Annotated in this window: 19 protein-coding genes, 1 other RNA gene, 1 riboswitch and 1 other annotated feature; of the genes, 16 read left to right on the top strand and 4 right to left on the bottom strand. The window is 35.9% G+C overall.

Annotated elements, in window-relative coordinates; all coding sequences use genetic code 11:
• The first annotated feature begins 237 nt into the window (after positions 1-237).
• The 11 genes from smpB (at position 238) to ACU8YW_RS25320 (ending at position 8493) form a co-directional block, all read left to right on the top strand.
• A complete protein-coding gene (gene smpB / locus ACU8YW_RS25370; RefSeq protein ID WP_426934175.1) occupies positions 238-705 on the top strand; it encodes an SsrA-binding protein in 468 nt (155 codons plus the stop codon).
• A 125-nt stretch (positions 706-830) separates the two neighbouring features.
• Positions 831-1185: a transfer-messenger RNA gene (ssrA, locus tag ACU8YW_RS25365) on the top strand.
• Positions 1186-1552: 367 nt separating this feature from the next.
• Complete coding sequence (locus ACU8YW_RS25360; protein WP_087983994.1) at positions 1553-2230, top strand: response regulator transcription factor; 678 nt, start codon at positions 1553-1555, stop codon at positions 2228-2230.
• Between the two features lie 369 nt (positions 2231-2599).
• The gene (locus ACU8YW_RS25355; RefSeq protein ID WP_097906735.1) at positions 2600-3613 is read left to right on the top strand and encodes a siderophore ABC transporter substrate-binding protein; all 1014 of its coding nucleotides are present in this window, start codon (positions 2600-2602) and stop codon (positions 3611-3613) included.
• Positions 3614-3644: 31 nt separating this feature from the next.
• A complete protein-coding gene (gene fatD, locus ACU8YW_RS25350; protein WP_514132809.1) occupies positions 3645-4649 on the top strand; it encodes a petrobactin ABC transporter permease FatD in 1005 nt (334 codons plus the stop codon).
• A complete protein-coding gene (gene fatC / locus ACU8YW_RS25345) occupies positions 4646-5710 on the top strand; it encodes a petrobactin ABC transporter permease FatC (protein WP_087983991.1) in 1065 nt (354 codons plus the stop codon). Before fatD ends, fatC begins: the two co-directional genes overlap by 4 nt.
• Complete coding sequence (gene fatE / locus ACU8YW_RS25340) at positions 5707-6459, top strand: petrobactin ABC transporter ATP-binding protein FatE (RefSeq protein WP_000590056.1); 753 nt, start codon at positions 5707-5709, stop codon at positions 6457-6459. Before fatC ends, fatE begins: the two co-directional genes overlap by 4 nt.
• 277 nt (positions 6460-6736) lie before the next feature.
• Entirely contained in the window at positions 6737-7138 is a 402-nt protein-coding gene (psiE, locus tag ACU8YW_RS25335; RefSeq protein ID WP_000671178.1) for a phosphate-starvation-inducible protein PsiE, read from the top strand.
• Positions 7139-7280: 142 nt separating this feature from the next.
• Positions 7281-7796 (top strand): spermidine N1-acetyltransferase, encoded by a 516-nt coding sequence (speG, locus tag ACU8YW_RS25330; protein WP_088064778.1) that lies wholly within the window; start codon positions 7281-7283, stop codon positions 7794-7796.
• 181 nt (positions 7797-7977) lie between these two features.
• Positions 7978-8190, top strand: a complete 213-nt coding sequence (locus tag ACU8YW_RS25325) for a DUF3955 domain-containing protein (protein WP_088064777.1) — start codon at positions 7978-7980, stop codon at positions 8188-8190.
• Between the two features lie 63 nt (positions 8191-8253).
• The gene (locus tag ACU8YW_RS25320; RefSeq protein WP_046955610.1) at positions 8254-8493 is read left to right on the top strand and encodes a DUF3947 family protein; all 240 of its coding nucleotides are present in this window, start codon (positions 8254-8256) and stop codon (positions 8491-8493) included.
• A 33-nt stretch (positions 8494-8526) separates the two neighbouring features.
• On the opposite strand, the gene crcB (ACU8YW_RS25315) is transcribed toward ACU8YW_RS25320, so the two are convergent.
• Positions 8527-8883: a fluoride efflux transporter CrcB gene (gene crcB, locus ACU8YW_RS25315; protein WP_087983007.1), complete on the bottom strand. Its 357-nt coding sequence runs from the start codon at positions 8881-8883 to the stop codon at positions 8527-8529.
• Positions 8880-9284 carry a fluoride efflux transporter CrcB gene (gene crcB, locus ACU8YW_RS25310; RefSeq protein ID WP_426934202.1) on the bottom strand — a complete coding sequence of 135 codons (405 nt, stop codon included), beginning with the start codon at positions 9282-9284 and terminating at the stop codon, positions 8880-8882. Before crcB (ACU8YW_RS25310) ends, crcB (ACU8YW_RS25315) begins: the two co-directional genes overlap by 4 nt.
• 54 nt (positions 9285-9338) lie before the next feature.
• Positions 9339-9398, bottom strand: a riboswitch (Fluoride riboswitch).
• 220 nt (positions 9399-9618) lie between these two features.
• Between crcB (ACU8YW_RS25310) and ACU8YW_RS25305 the strand changes: the two genes are divergently transcribed.
• From ACU8YW_RS25305 to tyrS, 5 genes are all read left to right on the top strand, one after another.
• On the top strand, positions 9619-10677 hold the full coding sequence (locus ACU8YW_RS25305; protein ID WP_088064775.1) for an endonuclease/exonuclease/phosphatase family protein: 1059 nt from the start codon (positions 9619-9621) through the stop codon (positions 10675-10677).
• 34 nt (positions 10678-10711) lie between these two features.
• A complete protein-coding gene (locus ACU8YW_RS25300) occupies positions 10712-12214 on the top strand; it encodes a DUF4077 domain-containing protein (RefSeq protein ID WP_088064774.1) in 1503 nt (500 codons plus the stop codon).
• A gap of 211 nt (positions 12215-12425) precedes the next feature.
• Positions 12426-12821, top strand: a complete 396-nt coding sequence (locus ACU8YW_RS25295) for an SET domain-containing protein (protein ID WP_000573650.1) — start codon at positions 12426-12428, stop codon at positions 12819-12821.
• A 388-nt stretch (positions 12822-13209) separates the two neighbouring features.
• Complete coding sequence (gene murB, locus ACU8YW_RS25290; RefSeq protein ID WP_048542427.1) at positions 13210-14124, top strand: UDP-N-acetylmuramate dehydrogenase; 915 nt, start codon at positions 13210-13212, stop codon at positions 14122-14124.
• Between the two features lie 108 nt (positions 14125-14232).
• Positions 14233-14448 (top strand) — a binding site (T-box leader).
• Positions 14449-14498: 50 nt separating this feature from the next.
• Positions 14499-15761, top strand: a complete 1263-nt coding sequence (gene tyrS / locus ACU8YW_RS25285) for a tyrosine--tRNA ligase (RefSeq protein ID WP_426934177.1) — start codon at positions 14499-14501, stop codon at positions 15759-15761.
• A gap of 190 nt (positions 15762-15951) precedes the next feature.
• Here the strand turns inward: tyrS and ACU8YW_RS25280 are convergent, their stop codons facing one another.
• Both ACU8YW_RS25280 and ACU8YW_RS25275 read right to left on the bottom strand, forming a co-directional pair.
• A complete protein-coding gene (locus ACU8YW_RS25280) occupies positions 15952-17130 on the bottom strand; it encodes an NAD(P)/FAD-dependent oxidoreductase (RefSeq protein ID WP_000043194.1) in 1179 nt (392 codons plus the stop codon).
• A gap of 44 nt (positions 17131-17174) precedes the next feature.
• Entirely contained in the window at positions 17175-17615 is a 441-nt protein-coding gene (locus tag ACU8YW_RS25275) for a DUF1641 domain-containing protein (protein ID WP_001115312.1), read from the bottom strand.
• Positions 17616-17799: the final 184 nt, after the last annotated feature.

The raw sequence follows: 17799 nt of genomic DNA, 5'->3' as shown, positions 1-17799 counted from the left end.
CTTCGCTTTGATGAAAAGCGGGGCTTTTTCTTTTTTATTGGTGGCTTGAGAGCGGGCCACTTTTGCTTTTTGTTGGAATCCAGCTACAGTGGCTAGAATGTTCGGCGGCTTCGCTTCTTCCCGAGAGGCAAAGAGCGCCTCAAGGTCAGAAGCTCCATCCACCTCACATTCTGAGCGAGCCACTTTCGCTTTTTATTAACATTTGTTACAATAGTAAAAATAGAGGAGGGACGTTATATGCCAAAGGGTACAGGTAAGGTTATTGCACAAAATAAAAAAGCATTTCATGATTATTTCATCGAAGAAACATACGAGGCAGGGCTTGTCCTTCAAGGAACGGAAATTAAGTCGATTCGCGCTGGACACGTGAACTTGAAAGATGCGTTTGCACGTGTGCATAATGGTGAAGTATGGGTACATAATATGCATATTAGTACATATGAGCAAGGGAATCGTTTCAACCATGATCCGCTTCGCACGAGAAAGTTACTTCTTCATAAAAAAGAAATTGAGAAGTTAACGGGTGCTTCAAAAGAAACAGGCTATGCATTAGTTCCAGTTAGAATTTATTTAAAAAATGGATTCGCGAAAATGGCACTTGGTTTAGCAAAAGGTAAAAAGCAATATGATAAGCGTAACGATTTAAAAGAAAAAGAAGCAAAACGTGAAATTGCACGCGCGTTCCGTGATCGTCAAAAGATGTAATACAGATATTTACATTTGTAAAACGACGCGCGTATGTTATAATAACTTATGTAAGATTGTTGCACATTGAAAAACAGCTCTTAGTAGCTATCACGATATTTCTTCGTATGCTCCATTTTTATCATGGGGACGTTACGGATTCGACAGGGATAGTTCGAGCTTAGGTTGCGAGTCGAGGGGATCGGCCTCGTTAAAACGTCAAAGCCTATAATTGGCAAACAAAACAATCTTTCTTTAGCTGCTTAATTGCACTAAAGGTTCCTCCCTCCATCGTCCATGTGGTAGGGTAAGGGACTCAAACTAAGTGGACTACGCCGGAGTTCGCCGTCTGAGGGCGAAGGAAGAGAACAATCAGACTAGCAACTTGGAAGCCTGTCGATAGGCCGAAGAGTTCGCGAAATGCTAATATATCGACTACACTCGTAGAAGCTTAAGTGCCGATATTTTTGGACGTGGGTTCGACTCCCACCGTCTCCACCAATACATATTTGGTGGTTTTTTTATTTTGTATGATATGAACCATAACTTTTCCAAATTGGCGAGGTTATGGTTCTTTTTGTTTTGTGGTTTTATAAAATGCTTAAGTTGATGAGGGGGAGGGCGGTACCCCTGAAACAGAAAATGAAGAAATAGTTATTGCTGATAAACAGGTATATACTATAGCTACCTTTAATGATTACATAATATGTATTTAAATCTTCATATCCTTTGTGTTTCTATTCATATCTATTGTAAGATTATATAGAGTTCTCCTAATAAGCTGTTACAATGGCCTTTTTTAGGGGTTTCATATTTATAAATTTAAAAATGTTTTTTTGAGATAAATTGAAGTAGAGGTGAACCATCGGTGAGGCAGGTGTTAGTAATTAAGAATGAACGGTCTTTAGCAAAAAAAATCGTAAGCGGTTTAACGCAAGAGGGCCATTTCATTTTAAAACTTCACAATGAAAACCAAGGTTTAAATATAGCATATGAACAAGATTGGGATATTATCATATTGGATTGGGATTCATTAAGTATATCGGGACCAGAAATTTGTAGACAAATACGACTTGTTAAAACGACACCGATCATTATTGTGACTGACAATATTTCTAGTAAGGATTGCATAGCAGGGCTACAAGCAGGAGCAGATGATTATATTAGAAAACCATTTGTGAAAGAAGAATTAGTAGCAAGGGTTCAAGCTATTTTAAGGAGAACTGACTATATCCAGCAAAATGAGACAAACTTTTTTCAATTTAAAGATCTCTTTGTTGATACATCTAGCAATATTGTGAAAAAAGGTAGCGAAAATCTCTCGCTTACGAAGCGCGAGTACGATTTACTTGTATTTTTAATTAAGAATAAAAATACAATATTGAGCCGTGAAATGCTTTTAAATCAAGTTTGGGGATATAACGTAGTAGTGAATCCAAATGTAGTAGACTTATATATTGGGTATGTAAGAAAAAAGTTAAAGTGTGAGAAGAGAGACAGGTATATTCAAACGATACATGGCAGAGGCTATTCAATGGTTGAATGATAAAAATAAGATAATAAAATAGTTTCTGTGAAATATGAAAAGAAGGAAACTATAAAAAGAAGATTGCTATTAGGAAATGGTCATTGTTTTGCAGTAGAAATCATGGTTCATAAGGTGCTCAATCTATTGATTAGCACGTGTGTGGACTGACTCTGGTGCGCATTAGATGAGGTTGTATCTAATTTATGTTTAATTTGATTAACTCACACCATTCACAAGATTTTCACAGAATTAATGACTATACTTATTTACAGGATGTTCAAATGAAAATGATTATCAATAGCAATTTAGATACATGAAAGTTACTATCTAATTCAATCTATGGACGTCATCATTTTCGAACTAAATTACATAATAAGGAGTATACGTATGAAAAAAACTATGCTTTTAAAATTAGTAAGTATTCTAGCAATTTTCACTTTAATGTTAGTAGCTTGCTCAGATTCAAGTAAGGAAACTTCGAAAGCTAATAAAGGTGATAGTAGTGATAAACCAAAAACGGTTGAAATCACTGATGCTCATGGAACTGTTAAAGTCCCTGTAAATCCAAAGAATGTAGTTGCTTTAGATAATAGAACGTTTGAAACTTTAGCTGATTGGGGAATTAAATTAGCGGCTGCTCCAAAGGATATCATGCCTGCGGATTCAGCATATAAAAAGGATGATTCAGTTAAAAATATCGGGAATCACCGCGAACCAAATCTTGAAATCATTGCAGCGGCAAACCCTGACCTTGTAATCGTTGGTCAAAGATTTGCTGATCATTACGAAGAAATCAAAAAATTAGTGCCAAATGCAGCTGTTATTGATCTTAATTTTGATGTTTCTGAGAAGGCTACTAAGCCTGGAGAAAACTTAGTAAAAGGACTTAAAGATTCTACAACTACTTTAGGAAAAATCTTTGCTAAAGATAAAGAAGCTAAACAATTAGTAGCTGATTTCGATAAATCTATTGAAAAAGCAAAATCTGCTTATAACGGAAAAGATAAAGTTATGAGTGTTATCGTTACTGGTGGAAATATTGGCTTTGCTGCGCCGCACTCTGGTCGCGTTTGGGGACCTATGTATGAAATTTTCGGTTGGACTCCAGCATTAGAAGTTTCGAATTCTACTGCAGGTCATAAAGGTGATGACGTTTCTGTTGAAGCTATCGCACAAACGAATCCTGATTGGCTTTTCGTATTAGATCGTGATGCTGCAACATCTGATGCAGCTAAGTCAACACCTGCTAAGGATGTTATTTCTAAATCACCAGCTCTTCAAAACACAACTGCTGTTTCTAAAAAACAAGTTGTTTATGCACCAGAAGATACTTACACAAATGAATCAATTCAGACTTATGTAGAGTTATTTGGAAATCTTGCAAAAACTTTAGCTAAGTAGTGTAAAGGGGTACGAAACAGTGTCAAAAAATATGATTTCTAGGGTTGAGAATATTTCTCAACCCCAGTTTTATAATCACAATAAAATATGGACAAAACCTTTTATAATAACGGTTATAGTTGTTATAATTTTAGGGATTATATCACTGTTTACTGGAGTTTATGATATACGTGGACAAGAGGACGGAATGGAGATGTTTTTCATCACTCGTGTTCCAAGAACAGTTGCATTAATGCTTACTGGAGCTGCAATGGCGATGGCAGGACTCGTAATGCAACTCATTACACAGAATCGCTTTGTTGAACCTACTACAACGGGGACGATTGAATGGTCAGGCTTAGGCCTGCTTTTTGTGTATTTATTATTTCCTGCCCCGACTTTAGTTCAAAGAATGACTGGTGCAATCATTTTTTCTTTTATAGGAACTATGATTTTCTTTCTATTTTTAAGAAGAGTTAAGCTTCGTTCGTCTTTAATTGTCCCGATTATTGGATTGATGCTTGGAGCAGTTATTTCTGCAGTGTCTACTTTTTTGGGACTTCTTTTTCAAATGACGCAAAGTATTGAAACTTGGTTCGTAGGTTCATTTGCTAACATTCAGGTGGGAAGGTATGAATATTTATGGCTGATTGTTATCGTTACTTTGCTTATTTTTATGTATGCTAATAGATTGACTTTAGCTGGACTAGGAGAAGATGTCGCAACAAGCCTTGGCGTTAATTACAATAGAATTGTTCTTTTTGGGACTGGTCTTATCTCTGTTGCTGTTGGAATTGTTGCAGCTGTTATTGGACACTTACCTTTCTTGGGATTAATTGTGCCAAATATTGTTTCCATGTTTAGAGGAGATGATCTTAGAAGTAATTTACCTTGGGTTTGTGTGATTGGAATGGGGACAATCACTGCCTGTGACATCATTTCTCGGACAATTATAAAGCCTTTTGAAGTCCCTGTTTCTTTAATACTTGCAACAGTGGGAGCGGTCGTGTTTATTACTATTCTATTGAGACAAAGAAAACCAAGGAGGCTGCGATGATCACATTAGATTATAGAAATAAAGAAAATGTCGAAGTCGATTCTAGCCTTCATAATGAAAGTAGATCAGCTAGTGCTTTTCGTTCTAAGAAGGAGGCAAGACGTTATTGGATTGTACTGACAACATTGATTGCTTTAGGTCTCCTTTCTTCATATGGACTTTTAGTTTATAACAATCCAGTTCCGATAGATTCACCTTCTTTTATCCCGGTTGTTAAGAGAAGGATAGTAGCTATTGTTGCAATGATTATTGCTGCAGTTTGCCATAGCTTATCGACAGTTGCTTTCCAATCTATTACGAGCAATAAGATTATTACTCCTTCACTTTTAGGTTTCGAATCACTTTATTCAGCAATTCAAACGAGTACAATATTCTTTTTTGGTGCTAGTGCATTAATAAACTTTAATGGAATTGGGTCATTTTTATTTCAAGTTGTTGTGATGGTCTTCATGAGTTTGATACTTTATGGATGGTTACTTTCCGGTAAATACGGGAATTTACAACTTATGCTTTTAGTTGGAATTATTATTGGCACCGGGCTAAATTCTGTGTCAACTTTCATGAGAAAACTACTTGCGCCTTCAGAATTTGATATTTTACAAGCGAGATTATTTGGTTCTGTTAATCATGCAGACCCTGCATATTTTCCTGTTGTAATTCCTATGATCATAATTGTAGCGTTATTAATTTTTGCTCATTCTAAGAAGTTGAATGTTTTGTCACTAGGAAAGGATGTTGCTACTTCTTTTGGGGTTAAATATCAACCTAGTGTAATTTATACGCTTGTGTTAGTAGCTATTTTAATGTCTATCTCAACAGCTCTAATTGGGCCACTTACGTTCTACGGCTTTTTAGTAGCAACTTTGAGTTATCAGGCGGCGTCAACTTATGATCATAGATATATTTTCCCAATGGCTTTTGCTATAGGATTTTTAATAATGACGAGTGCATACTTTTTAATGTATCATGTATTCCATGCTCAAGGTGTAGTTTCAGTTATTATTGAATTATTTGGTGGAATCATATTCTTAACTATAGTTTTAAGGAAGAGGGCTTTATGATAAAAATCGATAATGTTAAAAAGTTCTATACTGATAAGGTGAAAATAGGACCTTTGGATATTGAAATACCAAAAGCGGGCTTTACTTCTTTAATTGGACCAAATGGCGCTGGAAAGTCTACGACACTATTGATGATTGGAAGACTTTTAGATATGGATGAAGGCCAAATTCAAGTAGCGAATATGGATGTTTCTGAATCCAAATCAAAAGACTTAGCAAAAATTTTGACTATATTGCGACAAGAAAATCATTTTGTAACGAGGCTTACCGTTAGACAACTAGTTGGATTTGGGCGCTTTCCTTATTCAAAAGGAAGATTAACTAAAGAAGATGAGGTTATCATTTCTAAATATATCGATTTCTTAGATTTAACTAGTTTAGAGAATAGATATTTAGATGAGCTTTCTGGTGGTCAAAGACAAAGGGCATATGTAGCGATGGTATTGTGCCAAGAGACTGAATATGTGCTATTGGACGAGCCTCTGAACAACCTTGATGTTGCGCGCTCTGTTCAAATGATGGAGCATTTGAGGCGTGCAGCTAATGAATTCGGAAGAACAATTTTGACTGTTATGCATGACATAAATTTTGCAGCTAAATACTCTGATAAAATTTGTGCTATGAAAGATGGGCAAATTGCTGCTTTTGGAACAGTAGAAGAGGTTATGGACCCAACACTTTTGACAGATATTTTTGAAACAAAAATAGAGATTATTAATGGTCCTTATGGGCCGATCGCTGTTTATTAGTTACAAAATGAGTATGCAAAAAAAAGCTGCTGTCTATATTTTATAGGCAGCAGCTTTTTTTTGCGATTGCCCATTCCGCGGATATTTCATTTGCGACGCTTTGAGCGCTCAGAATATGAGGTTGTATTTATAAAAAAGTTCTTTTACATACGGTGAATGTTATTCTCTCATTTCGAAAATGTCGTAATCAAAAGAGGTGATTAACATTATGATTTAACTCACCTTCAATCATAATTTTGCTATAATAAATAAGTATTTACGTGAAGGAGAGTGTGAAATGAAGTTTAATATCGATCATTACATAGCTAGCGTTTTGCAGTGGATATTGAATATAGCGTTAATTATATTGTCCATTGTTTTATCGATCTTTTTAATTAACGAGACGATTACATTTATTCAATACATATTTTCAACAAAGGAATATACATCGTATAAATTGGTTGAGAGCATCATCGTTTATTTCTTATATTTCGAGTTCATCGCATTGATTATTAAGTATTTTAAGTCGAATTATCATTTCCCGTTACGTTATTTTATTTATATCGGAATTACGGCGTTAATTCGTTTAATTATCGTATCTCATGAGGAACCGATGGAGACGTTGTTATATGCGGGATCCATTCTTGTTTTAGTCATTGCTTTATACATATCAAATATGAGAGATTTGAGAAAAGAGTAGTAGTGCAGACGTAAGTTTGCACTACTTTTTTACGTCTTGACATTCAAGTTGCTTGAAAGTTTACAATGTAAATAGGGCGTTTGAAATTGAAAAAAATTGAGAAATTAAGTGAAGAAGTTTCTTTTACTTGGAGGTTATAGCAATGAGTCAGGATTTGAAGTTACGTCCTTTAGAACGAGAAGATTTAAAGTTTGTACACGAACTGAATAATAATGCACATATTATGTCGTATTGGTTTGAAGAGCCATATGAGGCATTTGTGGAGCTGCAGGATTTATACGATAAACATATACATGATCAAAGTGAACGGCGTTTTATCCTAGAGAAAGATAATGAGATGGTTGGATTAGTTGAGTTAGTGGAAATTGATTATATTCATCGAAGAACAGAATTCCAGATTATTATTGATCCGAATTATCAAGGACATGGTTATGCAGCGGAAGCGACGCGTTTAGCGATGGATTACGCTTTTTCTGTATTAAATATGCATAAACTCTATTTAGTTGTTGATAAAGAGAATGAAAAAGCAGTACATGTTTATAAAAAAGTTGGATTTATGGTAGAAGGAGAACTTCTCGACGAATTTTTCGTTGATGGTAACTACCATAATGCGATAAGAATGTGTATGTTTCAGAAGCAATATTTTAGAACGAAATAATGGAGTGAAAAGGCTATAGATAATGATTGTCTATAGCCTTTTTTGTTGTGTTTAACAATAACTATTTATCGTAAAACAATAAATAGTTATTGACTGAGAATGTTAGTGGGCTTATTATGATGGTAGTGATAATAGTAAAAAGGAATGCAGATAAATTAATTGTGAAATCAAAGGAGAATATATGATGAAAAAATATTTATTAGCTTCTAGTCCAATATTTTTAGGAGTGTTATGTATCATTATGTTTAATGTAATTGGTTCGGAAGTAAAACGAGATGGAACTTTAGTGGAGCCATTTTACTTAATTCCGTTAGCATATTTATTTACTTTCACTGGAATTGTTGCAATTTTGTGTGTGGCTCTTTTCTCGGTGCTTCGAAAAAAGACAGCGTAATAAAACACTTGTCATGAAATAGAAACATACGATAGGGAAGAAAAATAAAAAGTGAGCTGAATCATGGTGAATCATTATTGTTATCCTGAAAGGCAAGTTGGATCGGCTATTACTTTGGCAGGAGCACAGGGGACAATTCATGCTGTGAATCAAGCGATTCAAATGCAGCAGCAAGCATATTTTGCACAAATGATGCAAGGGCAGTATATGTCGTACTCACAGCCTCCGATGCAAATTGTACATTACGATGTGCATCCAGCGGGTTTATTCTCCATTCCATATGGCGGGACATACTTCTTATGAAAGAAAGCGACTGATAAGAGTCGCTTTCTTTTTTTATATTCCGCCTAGTTTCATTCCAAGGAATGCAAAAAGGATACCAATAATATAAGTAGCACTTAAATATAGAAATAGTATGCCAAAGTTTTTACGATTGAAGAGCTGAATGGACTCTAGTTTAAATGTTGAAAACGTCGTAAAGGCACCCATAAATCCAGTACCTAATAATAATTGCCAACCTGTAGTGACTCCGTTGCCAATTATATATCCGAGTAAAAACGCGCCTGTTATATTAATGAGAAATGTAGCAATTGGAAAGGAAGTTTTATTTCTTTTTTTAAACCAATTACTAATTGCAAATCGTGTAATAGCACCGAAAAATCCACCTGTTGCTACTAATAAAGCTTCCATCATAAGTGATCACCTTCCGTAAGATGTTTCTTAATTAAGAAATCACCTAGTGTATAGCCAAGAGCAGACATAATGAGGCCACCGAGTATGCTGCATGATACATATAAGAAAGCCGTACCCCATTCAGAAAGATGGATTAGTTGCACAGTTTCTACACTAAATGTTGAAAACGTCGTAAAGGAACCGATGAATCCAGTCCCAATGCCTGTGATAATTTCTGCAGGCAAGATGTTTCTCCGAGCGATATACGTAGTCAGCCACGCTAATAAGAAGCAGCCGATTAAGTTGATGAGCAATGTAGCTAGCGGAAATGAATGATTCCATGAAGTATGAATAGTAAGACCTAAATAATAGCGAGAAAGGGCTCCTAATATACCGGCTATGCCAACGATAATATAAATCAATTTCTTCACCTCTTTAAATAGCTTGCTCAAAAAAATAGACTCCTACCAGTAGTTATACTGGTAGGAGTCGTTAGCTAAGCAGCAGTTATGGCGAACTCCATCGCCTATGATTATTACATATAGTGTACTAAAAATTGCGTAGAATTTCCAGTGAAGAAGTGGAGCTGTTTTGTATGTATGTGATGGTTTAGGATAGAGAATTTATACTTATAAACTAAATATAGTGATATAAGGTTTTTGATATGATAAAATGTTTCGTATGTCTGTCATTCGCTTCAGTTAACTGAAAATAAAGAAAAGTAAAATTGGTAGTTTTAGAAAAGGAGTCGTTCGTTTGAAAAAATTATTAAAAATAGTACTTATATGTATTTTAGTAGGGGTGGGAGTTGTAGGTGGTTTTTTAGCGTATATGACACTTACAAAAGAACAGCCAGCTAATGTTATAAGTTTGAAGGTGGAAAATAATAAGGAACGCGTGTTAGCGCTTGGAAATGAATTTAAAGTTACAACATTTAATATTGGATATGCTGGATTAGATAAGGATCAAGACTTCTTTATGGATGGTGGAAAAGGTTCTGGTTCAAGTAGTAAAGAGCAAACGGAAACGAATTTAAAGAAAATGCTTTCGTTTTTACAAAATGAGAATAGTGATTTTACGTTATTACAAGAAGTTGATATAAAATCAATGCGATCTTTTGATGTAAATGGGCATGAATTTTTGAAAAAAGGATTACCTGATTATGCTTCGTCGTTCGGAAAGAACTATGACACAAAATGGGTCCCTGTACCAATTACAAGTCCAATGGGATATGCGGAGGCTGGATTAAGTACGTTTTCTAAATATACAGTTCAAACAGCGCAGAGGTTCCAGCTTCCTGGAATGGAGCCTTGGCCAAAGCGTTTGTTTGATTTAGATCGAGCGATTGTTGAGCATAAAATACCTGTTAATAATGGGAAGTTTGTGAGACTCGTAAATTTACATTTGTCTGCGTATGATGAAGGCGGGAAAATTAGAAAACAGCAAGTAGAGTTTTTAAAAGAATATATGAACAAGCATTATGAAAATGGTGATTACGTAATAATGGGCGGAGATTGGAATCAATTACTTTCGAACGCTCAGTTAAGTGATCCGAAGTTTGTGAAAGAGCGTCCTGAGTGGTTAGTGGAGTTACCAAAGGACTTTACTGATGGTGGCTTTAAGTGGGCTGTAGATCCGTCTGTTATGACTGTGAGAGATGATGTGAAGAAGTATGTGGAAGGTGAAAACTTTGTCACGATTATTGATGGTTTTATCGTTTCACCGAATGTGGAAATTGTAAATGTACAAGGGAAAGATTTAAAGTTTGAAAATAGCGATCATAACCCAGTAAGTGCGGTATTTAAGCTGAAGTAATCGATATGTATAAGTAGAAGGTGGGGCTTCATATATGGAGTGGTTAAAGAGAACTTGTTTTTCTAACCTGGAGAAAGAATCACAGAAAAATCATTTATTGCTGTTCATTACGATTTGTAGTTTCTTTCTTGGAATAATCGCGATTGGGTATTACGGATATATTTTTACAGAGAGAGCAATAGCGTTTTGGGTTTGTGGTATTTCAGTTGTTGTATTTGGAACGCTGTTTACTTTTATAGAAAGCATGGAAGCGATGTATAAATATATCATGACATTTATGTTGCTTATTATGTCTTTCATTATGGTACAAGCTTTTAATGAAAGTCCGGCTGTATTTCAAATGGTCTACTTTACATTAGCAGTTTCACTTATTTATTTAAGTGAACGTCTCGTTATCATTCTCGGCGGAGTGGCGGTTATTATCACATTTATTCTTTGTAGTTATTGGCCGGAGCAATTTTTTGCTTATACAGCGGCATCTGAAGCTGCAAACTTCGCAAGCTTGTTAGCGATCGTAACGATTGCAATGTGGGGCGTAACGAAGATTGGCTCTAATTTGTTAGCTCGTTTAAGTGATGAGAAGCAAGAAGTAATGAGGAAAGCTCAGGAGCTAGAAGAAACGCAAAGACTGATTGAGGAAACGGTTGGGAAACTAGATAATAATTTCAATCACTTAAGAGAAAATATGAATACATCGATGGAGTCGATGAGTGAAATTAATTTTGCTTTTGAAGAGGTGGCAGTTGGCACTCAATCACAATCAGAGATGATGGCACGTTCAGTAGAAGTATTGAACGATATGGAAGGGAATATTGAACAAATCATTTCGCAAGTAAGAAATGCATCGACTCGTGTTGATGAAAGTTTAGAGATTTCAAAGGGTAGTGTACATACTTTACGAAATTTTGAAGCGAATATGAGAAGTTTAAATGATGTTGTTTCACAATCAGGAATTATATTTAGAGATTTAATGATGCAGTCGAAGCAAATCAACGAAATTGTAGATGTAATAACGAATATCTCAAGTCAGACGAGTTTGCTAGCTTTAAATGCAAATATTGAAGCGGCAAGAGCAGGCGAGCATGGAAAAGGATTTGCTATTGTAGCGAATGAAGTATTAAAGCTTGCCGAAGAATCAAATCGCTCTGCGGGGAGAATTCAAGGTATTTTGAAGGAGTTTAGTAATCAGGCAAGTAAAGTGGAAGTACAGGTAGAAAAATCAGAAAAAGTACAAGAAGAATGTAATGAAATGCTAGCAAGTGTTTTAACAAATGTAACGGATTTAGGAAAGTTTATTGATGCAATTAATGATGTAATGAGAGAGATTGTTGGTCATCAAGAAAACTTGCAGGTTAAAACGACAAATATCGTAAAGGATGTTACACATGCTTCTAATGTAATTCAGCAAACTTCTGCGGCTACGGAAGAAGTGTTGGCAAGTGTGGAAGAAGAAAAACATCGAAATGATATATCGGTGAAGACGTTGCATACTGTTAGCGAGCAAGTGAAGTTGCTAGAAAATATTTTAGAAAAGTAATATCTCTTAAAAAGGGCACACTATGTGTGCTCTTTTTTCATTTAAATGAATACTTGATAGTAATTTAATTGCTTTTCTGCGCGTTTTCTGCCAAGCTTAAGGAGATAAACTGAGACTTTAATTAGTGGGGCAATACGCTACTGATTATTAGTTGAACCCCGCAAATAGCGGAATAAAATACTTCAAAGAAAGAATTATATAGGTGACGCATATGATCGAAGTTAAGACTTCTGAACTTAGTGATGGAGAATTTAATAGAGGGGTATTTGCAACTCGTGATATTAAAAAGGGTGAGTTGATTCACTCAGCACCAGTTATCTCTTATCCGAATGAACAGCATGAACACATTGAGAAAACGTTACTTGCTGACTACGCATTTGAGTATGGGGTAAATCATACAGCATTCCTTTTAGGATACGGCATGTTATTTAATCATGCATATAATCCGAATGCAACGTATGATATTGTCTTTGAGAATCACACGTTTAACTTCTTTGCTTACAAAGATATAAAAGCGGGAGAAGAGATTCTAATCAATTATAATGGTGAAGTTGATGACGATGAGCTATTATGGTTTGATAAGGAAAAAGAAGAGAACGAAAAGTAAATTATAATAAGTAATAAAAAAGATGCTTTTACATAGGTAAAAGCATCTTTTTTTATTGATGAAAATAAAAAAAGATTACAAAAAAATACCACTTTATTTTCGTATGGTATAGTAAGATACTGAAGGATAGTGTTTTGAAAAAGTAATATATTTTACAAATTGTTGTCTTTCTGATGACATGTCAAGTTTAGTAGCCCATTTGGGTTGCTTTATTATGCAATATATATTTTAATATGAGTGGCACCTCTTATAAATTAAGAGGTTTATAGGTGTCTCGAATTGATTTTGGGTACACTGTATCCACCACTTTAGGTTCGTTCATGTATGTGGGGATATTATGGGCCCGTATAACGGGATAAAAAGAATATAGAAATAGAGGAATCGTAAAATGAATATGCAAGAGGTTTATAAATATTTAAGTACGGTATTGCCTGAAGGTCATGTGAAACAAGATGAAATGTTAAAGAATCATACGCATATTAAAGTTGGTGGAAAAGCAGATGTGTTCGTTGCGCCGACAAATTATGATGAAATTCAAGAAGTTATCAAATATGCTAACGAATATAATATTCCAGTTACGTTTTTAGGAAATGGATCGAATGTCATTATTAAAGATGGTGGAATTCGTGGGATTACCGTAAGTTTAATTCACATTACAGATGTGACTGTAACAGGAACGACGATTGTAGCACAGTGTGGTGCAGCAATTATTGATGTATCACGTATTGCATTAGATCATAATTTAACGGGTCTTGAGTTTGCTTGTGGTATTCCAGGTTCAGTTGGCGGAGCTTTATATATGAATGCTGGCGCATACGGCGGTGAAGTATCGTTTGTATTAACAGAAGCTGTCGTAATGACAGGTGATGGAGAGTTACGTACTTTAACGAAAGAAGCATTTGAATTTGGATATCGTAAGAGTGTATTTGCAAACAACCATTACATTATTCTTGAAGCGAGATTTGAGCTTCAAGAAGGTGTGCGTGAAGAAATTAAAGAAAAAATGGATGATTTAACGTTTAAACGTGAGTCAAAACAACCTCTAGAATATCCTTCATGTGGTAGTGTATTTAAGCGTCCACCAAATAACTTTGCTGGTAAATTGATTCAAGAATCAGGACTACAAGGTAAGCGAATTGGCGGAGTGGAAGTTTCTTTAAAACACGCTGGATTTATGGTGAATGTTGATAACGGAACAGCACAAGATTACATCGATTTAATTCACTTTGTACAAAAGACTGTTGAAGAGAAATTTGGCGTGAAGTTAGAGCGAGAAGTAAGGATTATTGGAGAAGATCTATAATAATCTTTGAATTAAAAGCGTATAAAAGTATGAATTATTTTAAAATAATATTTGGGTATTGTTGACAAGTTGTTTTCAATTCAATATAATGGCTAATAATTTAACAAATAACATACGTTGAAAGAGCCCAGTAGCAGTTTGTCACTGTTAACGAGAGAGCTAGGGGTTGCTGGAACCTAGCACAAACAAACTTGCGAATTACACTCTGGAGTATCTTAGGTAATGCTAAGCGGATTGGCAATCGATATTATTGCTAAGAGTGGTATGAGTAGCTATGCTATTTATACAAACTGGGTGGTAACACGGTGAATAATCGTCCCTATGTCATAGACATAGGGACTTTTTGTTTTAAAAAATAAAGGGGATGACAAAAGATGAATATTATTGATGAATTAGAATGGCGCGGCGCCATTAATCAACAGACGGACGAAGAAGGGTTACGTAAGCTAGTAGAAGAGAAAAAGATTTCACTATACTGCGGAGTTGATCCGACAGGTGATAGTATGCATATTGGACATTTAATTCCGTTTATGATGATGAAGAGATTTCAGTTAGCTGGCCATCATCCAGTTATTTTAATTGGTGGGGCAACAGGAACGATTGGTGATCCGAGCGGACGTCAATCAGAACGTCAACTTCAAACGTTAGAAGTAGTTCAGCATAATGTGGATGCGTTAACAGCGCAAATGAAAAAGCTATTTGATTTTGGCGGAAATAGCGAAGTGAAGATGGTAAATAACTACGACTGGACACATGAAATAAACATTATTGAGTTTTTACGTGATTACGGGAAGAACTTTAGCATTAATAGCATGTTAGCGAAGGATATTGTAGCAAGTCGTTTAGATACAGGAATTTCTTTTACAGAATTTACGTACCAAATTTTGCAAGCGATGGACTTCCATCATTTATACACGAAAGAAGATGTTCAACTGCAAATTGGTGGTAGTGACCAATGGGGAAATATTACGAGTGGTTTAGATTTAATTCGTAAGTTAGAAGGGCACGAAGCGAAAGTATTCGGATTAACGATTCCGTTATTACTGAAATCAGATGGTACGAAGTTCGGTAAATCAGCAGGTGGTGCAGTTTGGCTTGATCCTGAAAAAACAACACCATTTGAATTTTACCAGTTTTGGGTGAATACAGATGACCGTGATGTAGTGAAATACTTGAAATACTTTACGTTCTTAACGAAAGAGCGCATTGATGAATTGGCAACGAAGGTAGAAACAGAGCCTCATAGACGTGAAGCGCAAAAAGTATTAGCGGAAGAAATGACGAAATTCGTTCATGGAGAAGAGGCCTTCCTGCAAGCTGTGAAAATTACAGCAGCGTTATTTAGCGGAGATATTAAATCATTAACAGCTGATGAAATTGAGCAGGGCTTTAAAGAGATGCCAACATTCCAGTCTTCAAAGGAGACGAAAAATATCGTAGAATGGCTAGTCGATTTAGGAATTGAGCCATCTAGACGACAAGCACGTGAAGATATTAATAATGGAGCTATTTCGATGAATGGCGAAAAAGTAACGGATGTGGGTACAGATGTTACTGTAGAAAATTCATTTGATGGACGATTTATTATTATTCGTAAAGGGAAGAAGAACTACAGCTTAGTGAAGTTAGGAGAATAATTTGTGTGAAAGGATGGGAGTAGGAAGAATACTTCCATCTTTTCATATACACAATTTAGACATAAAATAATCAGTAAATTTAGATAATTAAAAGGGTTATAATATTCTTCTGCCGAATAAATAAGTTAGAGAAAATTACGGACAAAAATAGCCCGAACCATGCAGGGCATGATTCGGGCTTATATTCAGATTAGTAAGCTAAGCTGAATAGACCTTTAATGTGTGATAAGTAACGAACGTTACTTGCTTCTTTCATTAATGATGCTGGTAAGCCTTTAAGTGGAGTATTGCTTGCTCCAATTGTAGCAACAGCATCTTTACGTCCTAGACTAGCAAGTGTTCCAGAGTTTACAGGTGCGAACTCTTCGAATGCTTTGCCTTCTAGTGCTGCGTATAAGTTGTATCCAATTAACTCACCCATTTGCCAAGCGATTTGTGCAGTTGGTGGGTATGGACGTCCGTCTGGAGCGAAGACAACAGCGCTGTCTCCAGCAACGAATACGTCTTTGTGAGAAGTAGATTGTAGGTATGCATCAACTGTTGCACGGCCACGGTTTACTTCAAGACCTGATTCACCGATTAATGGGTTACCTTGTACGCCGCCTGTCCAAACGAATGTGTTAGCAACAAGTTTTTGACCGTCTTTTAAGTCGATTTCATTGCCAGCAACGTTTGTTACAGGAAGACCTGTTAAGAATGTAACACCGCGTGCTTCTAGGCTAGTAGTTGCACGTTCGATTAAGTGGTCTGGTAATACTGGAAGGATTTTTGGACCTGCTTCAACAAGAAGAAGTTTAACTTCTTTTGGATTTACGCCGTGGCTTTTTGCAAGTTTAGGCATAATGTCAGCAAGCTCACCAACTAGCTCAACGCCAGTTAATCCGCCACCACCGATTACGATTGTAGCATCAGCTTCGTTTTTCGTTTTCGCGTATTCACGAATACGGTCTTCAACGTGTTTGTAGATTTTGTTTGCATCAGCAGCAGATTTTAATACCATGCTGTTTTCTTCTAGTCCTGGAATACCGAAGTAAGCAGTTTTACTTCCTAAAGCAACTACAAGTGCGTCGTAAGATAAAGTAGTGCCACCAGCTAGTTTAATTTCTTTGCTATCAACTGAGAATGACTCAACTGTTGCGATTTTAAGATCGATGTCTTTACCTTTGAAAAGCTTTGTAAGTGGCATTGCAATTGCTTGCTCAGCAACGTTACCAGCTGCAAGGCGGTGTAGTTCAGTGATGATTTGGTGTGTTGGGTATTGGTTAATCACTGTAACTTGTGCTTCTGATTTGCTGTAATATTTACGTACGTTTAAAGCGGCAAGAAGACCGCCATAACCAGCGCCTAAGATGACAATTTGTTTTGACATAGTATGATATCCCCCGTCTTTACTAATTGTTGTTATAAGTTAACTTATTTATTGTTACGTTCTGCACTAATTTGAAGATATGCGTTCACAAAGCGGAACATTTTTTGTGCTTGTGGGTCTTTTAGTAATTTTAATAGACCGAACAGGCCGATAACTTCGTTGCTTTCGTCAGCACGATCTTTCGCTTCGATAGCAGTCGCAGCCATGCCTTTCACTGTATCTTTTACAGGTTCTACAAGCTCTGTGATTGCACTAACAGTGTCGCTTTTTAATACTTCATCAGTAGCAACAGTTTGAGCGAAGTCATAAGACTTAGTTAAAATATTAACAAGCTCAGTTAATTTTGGAAGCTGTTCTACTAGTGTAGTTAATGATTCTTGTACCTCAGGTTTTAACAACTGATCAAGTACATCAAGTTGTCCTTGGCTAGCAGAAATTTGTACAGTTTCTTGTTCTGGCTTTGTTTGAGTCATAGTTTCTGGCATCTCCAATTCTCCTTTACGATAGCAATACTCTTATTTTTGATAGGTAAGATAGTAAACGTTTGCGAAACTTTATACAAAGTTTCACAAAGCACAATAAAATGCCTTTAAATTTATGCCAGCAAGTAAGCTGAAATCATAAATCCAAAACCATAATGTCCTACCTATTATTTATGAACTGTCCGAT

It is taken from the genome of Bacillus pretiosus, assembly GCF_052947655.1.
The sequence above is the reverse complement of the archived record's forward strand: the minus strand, read 5'-3'. Positions and strand labels throughout refer to the sequence as shown.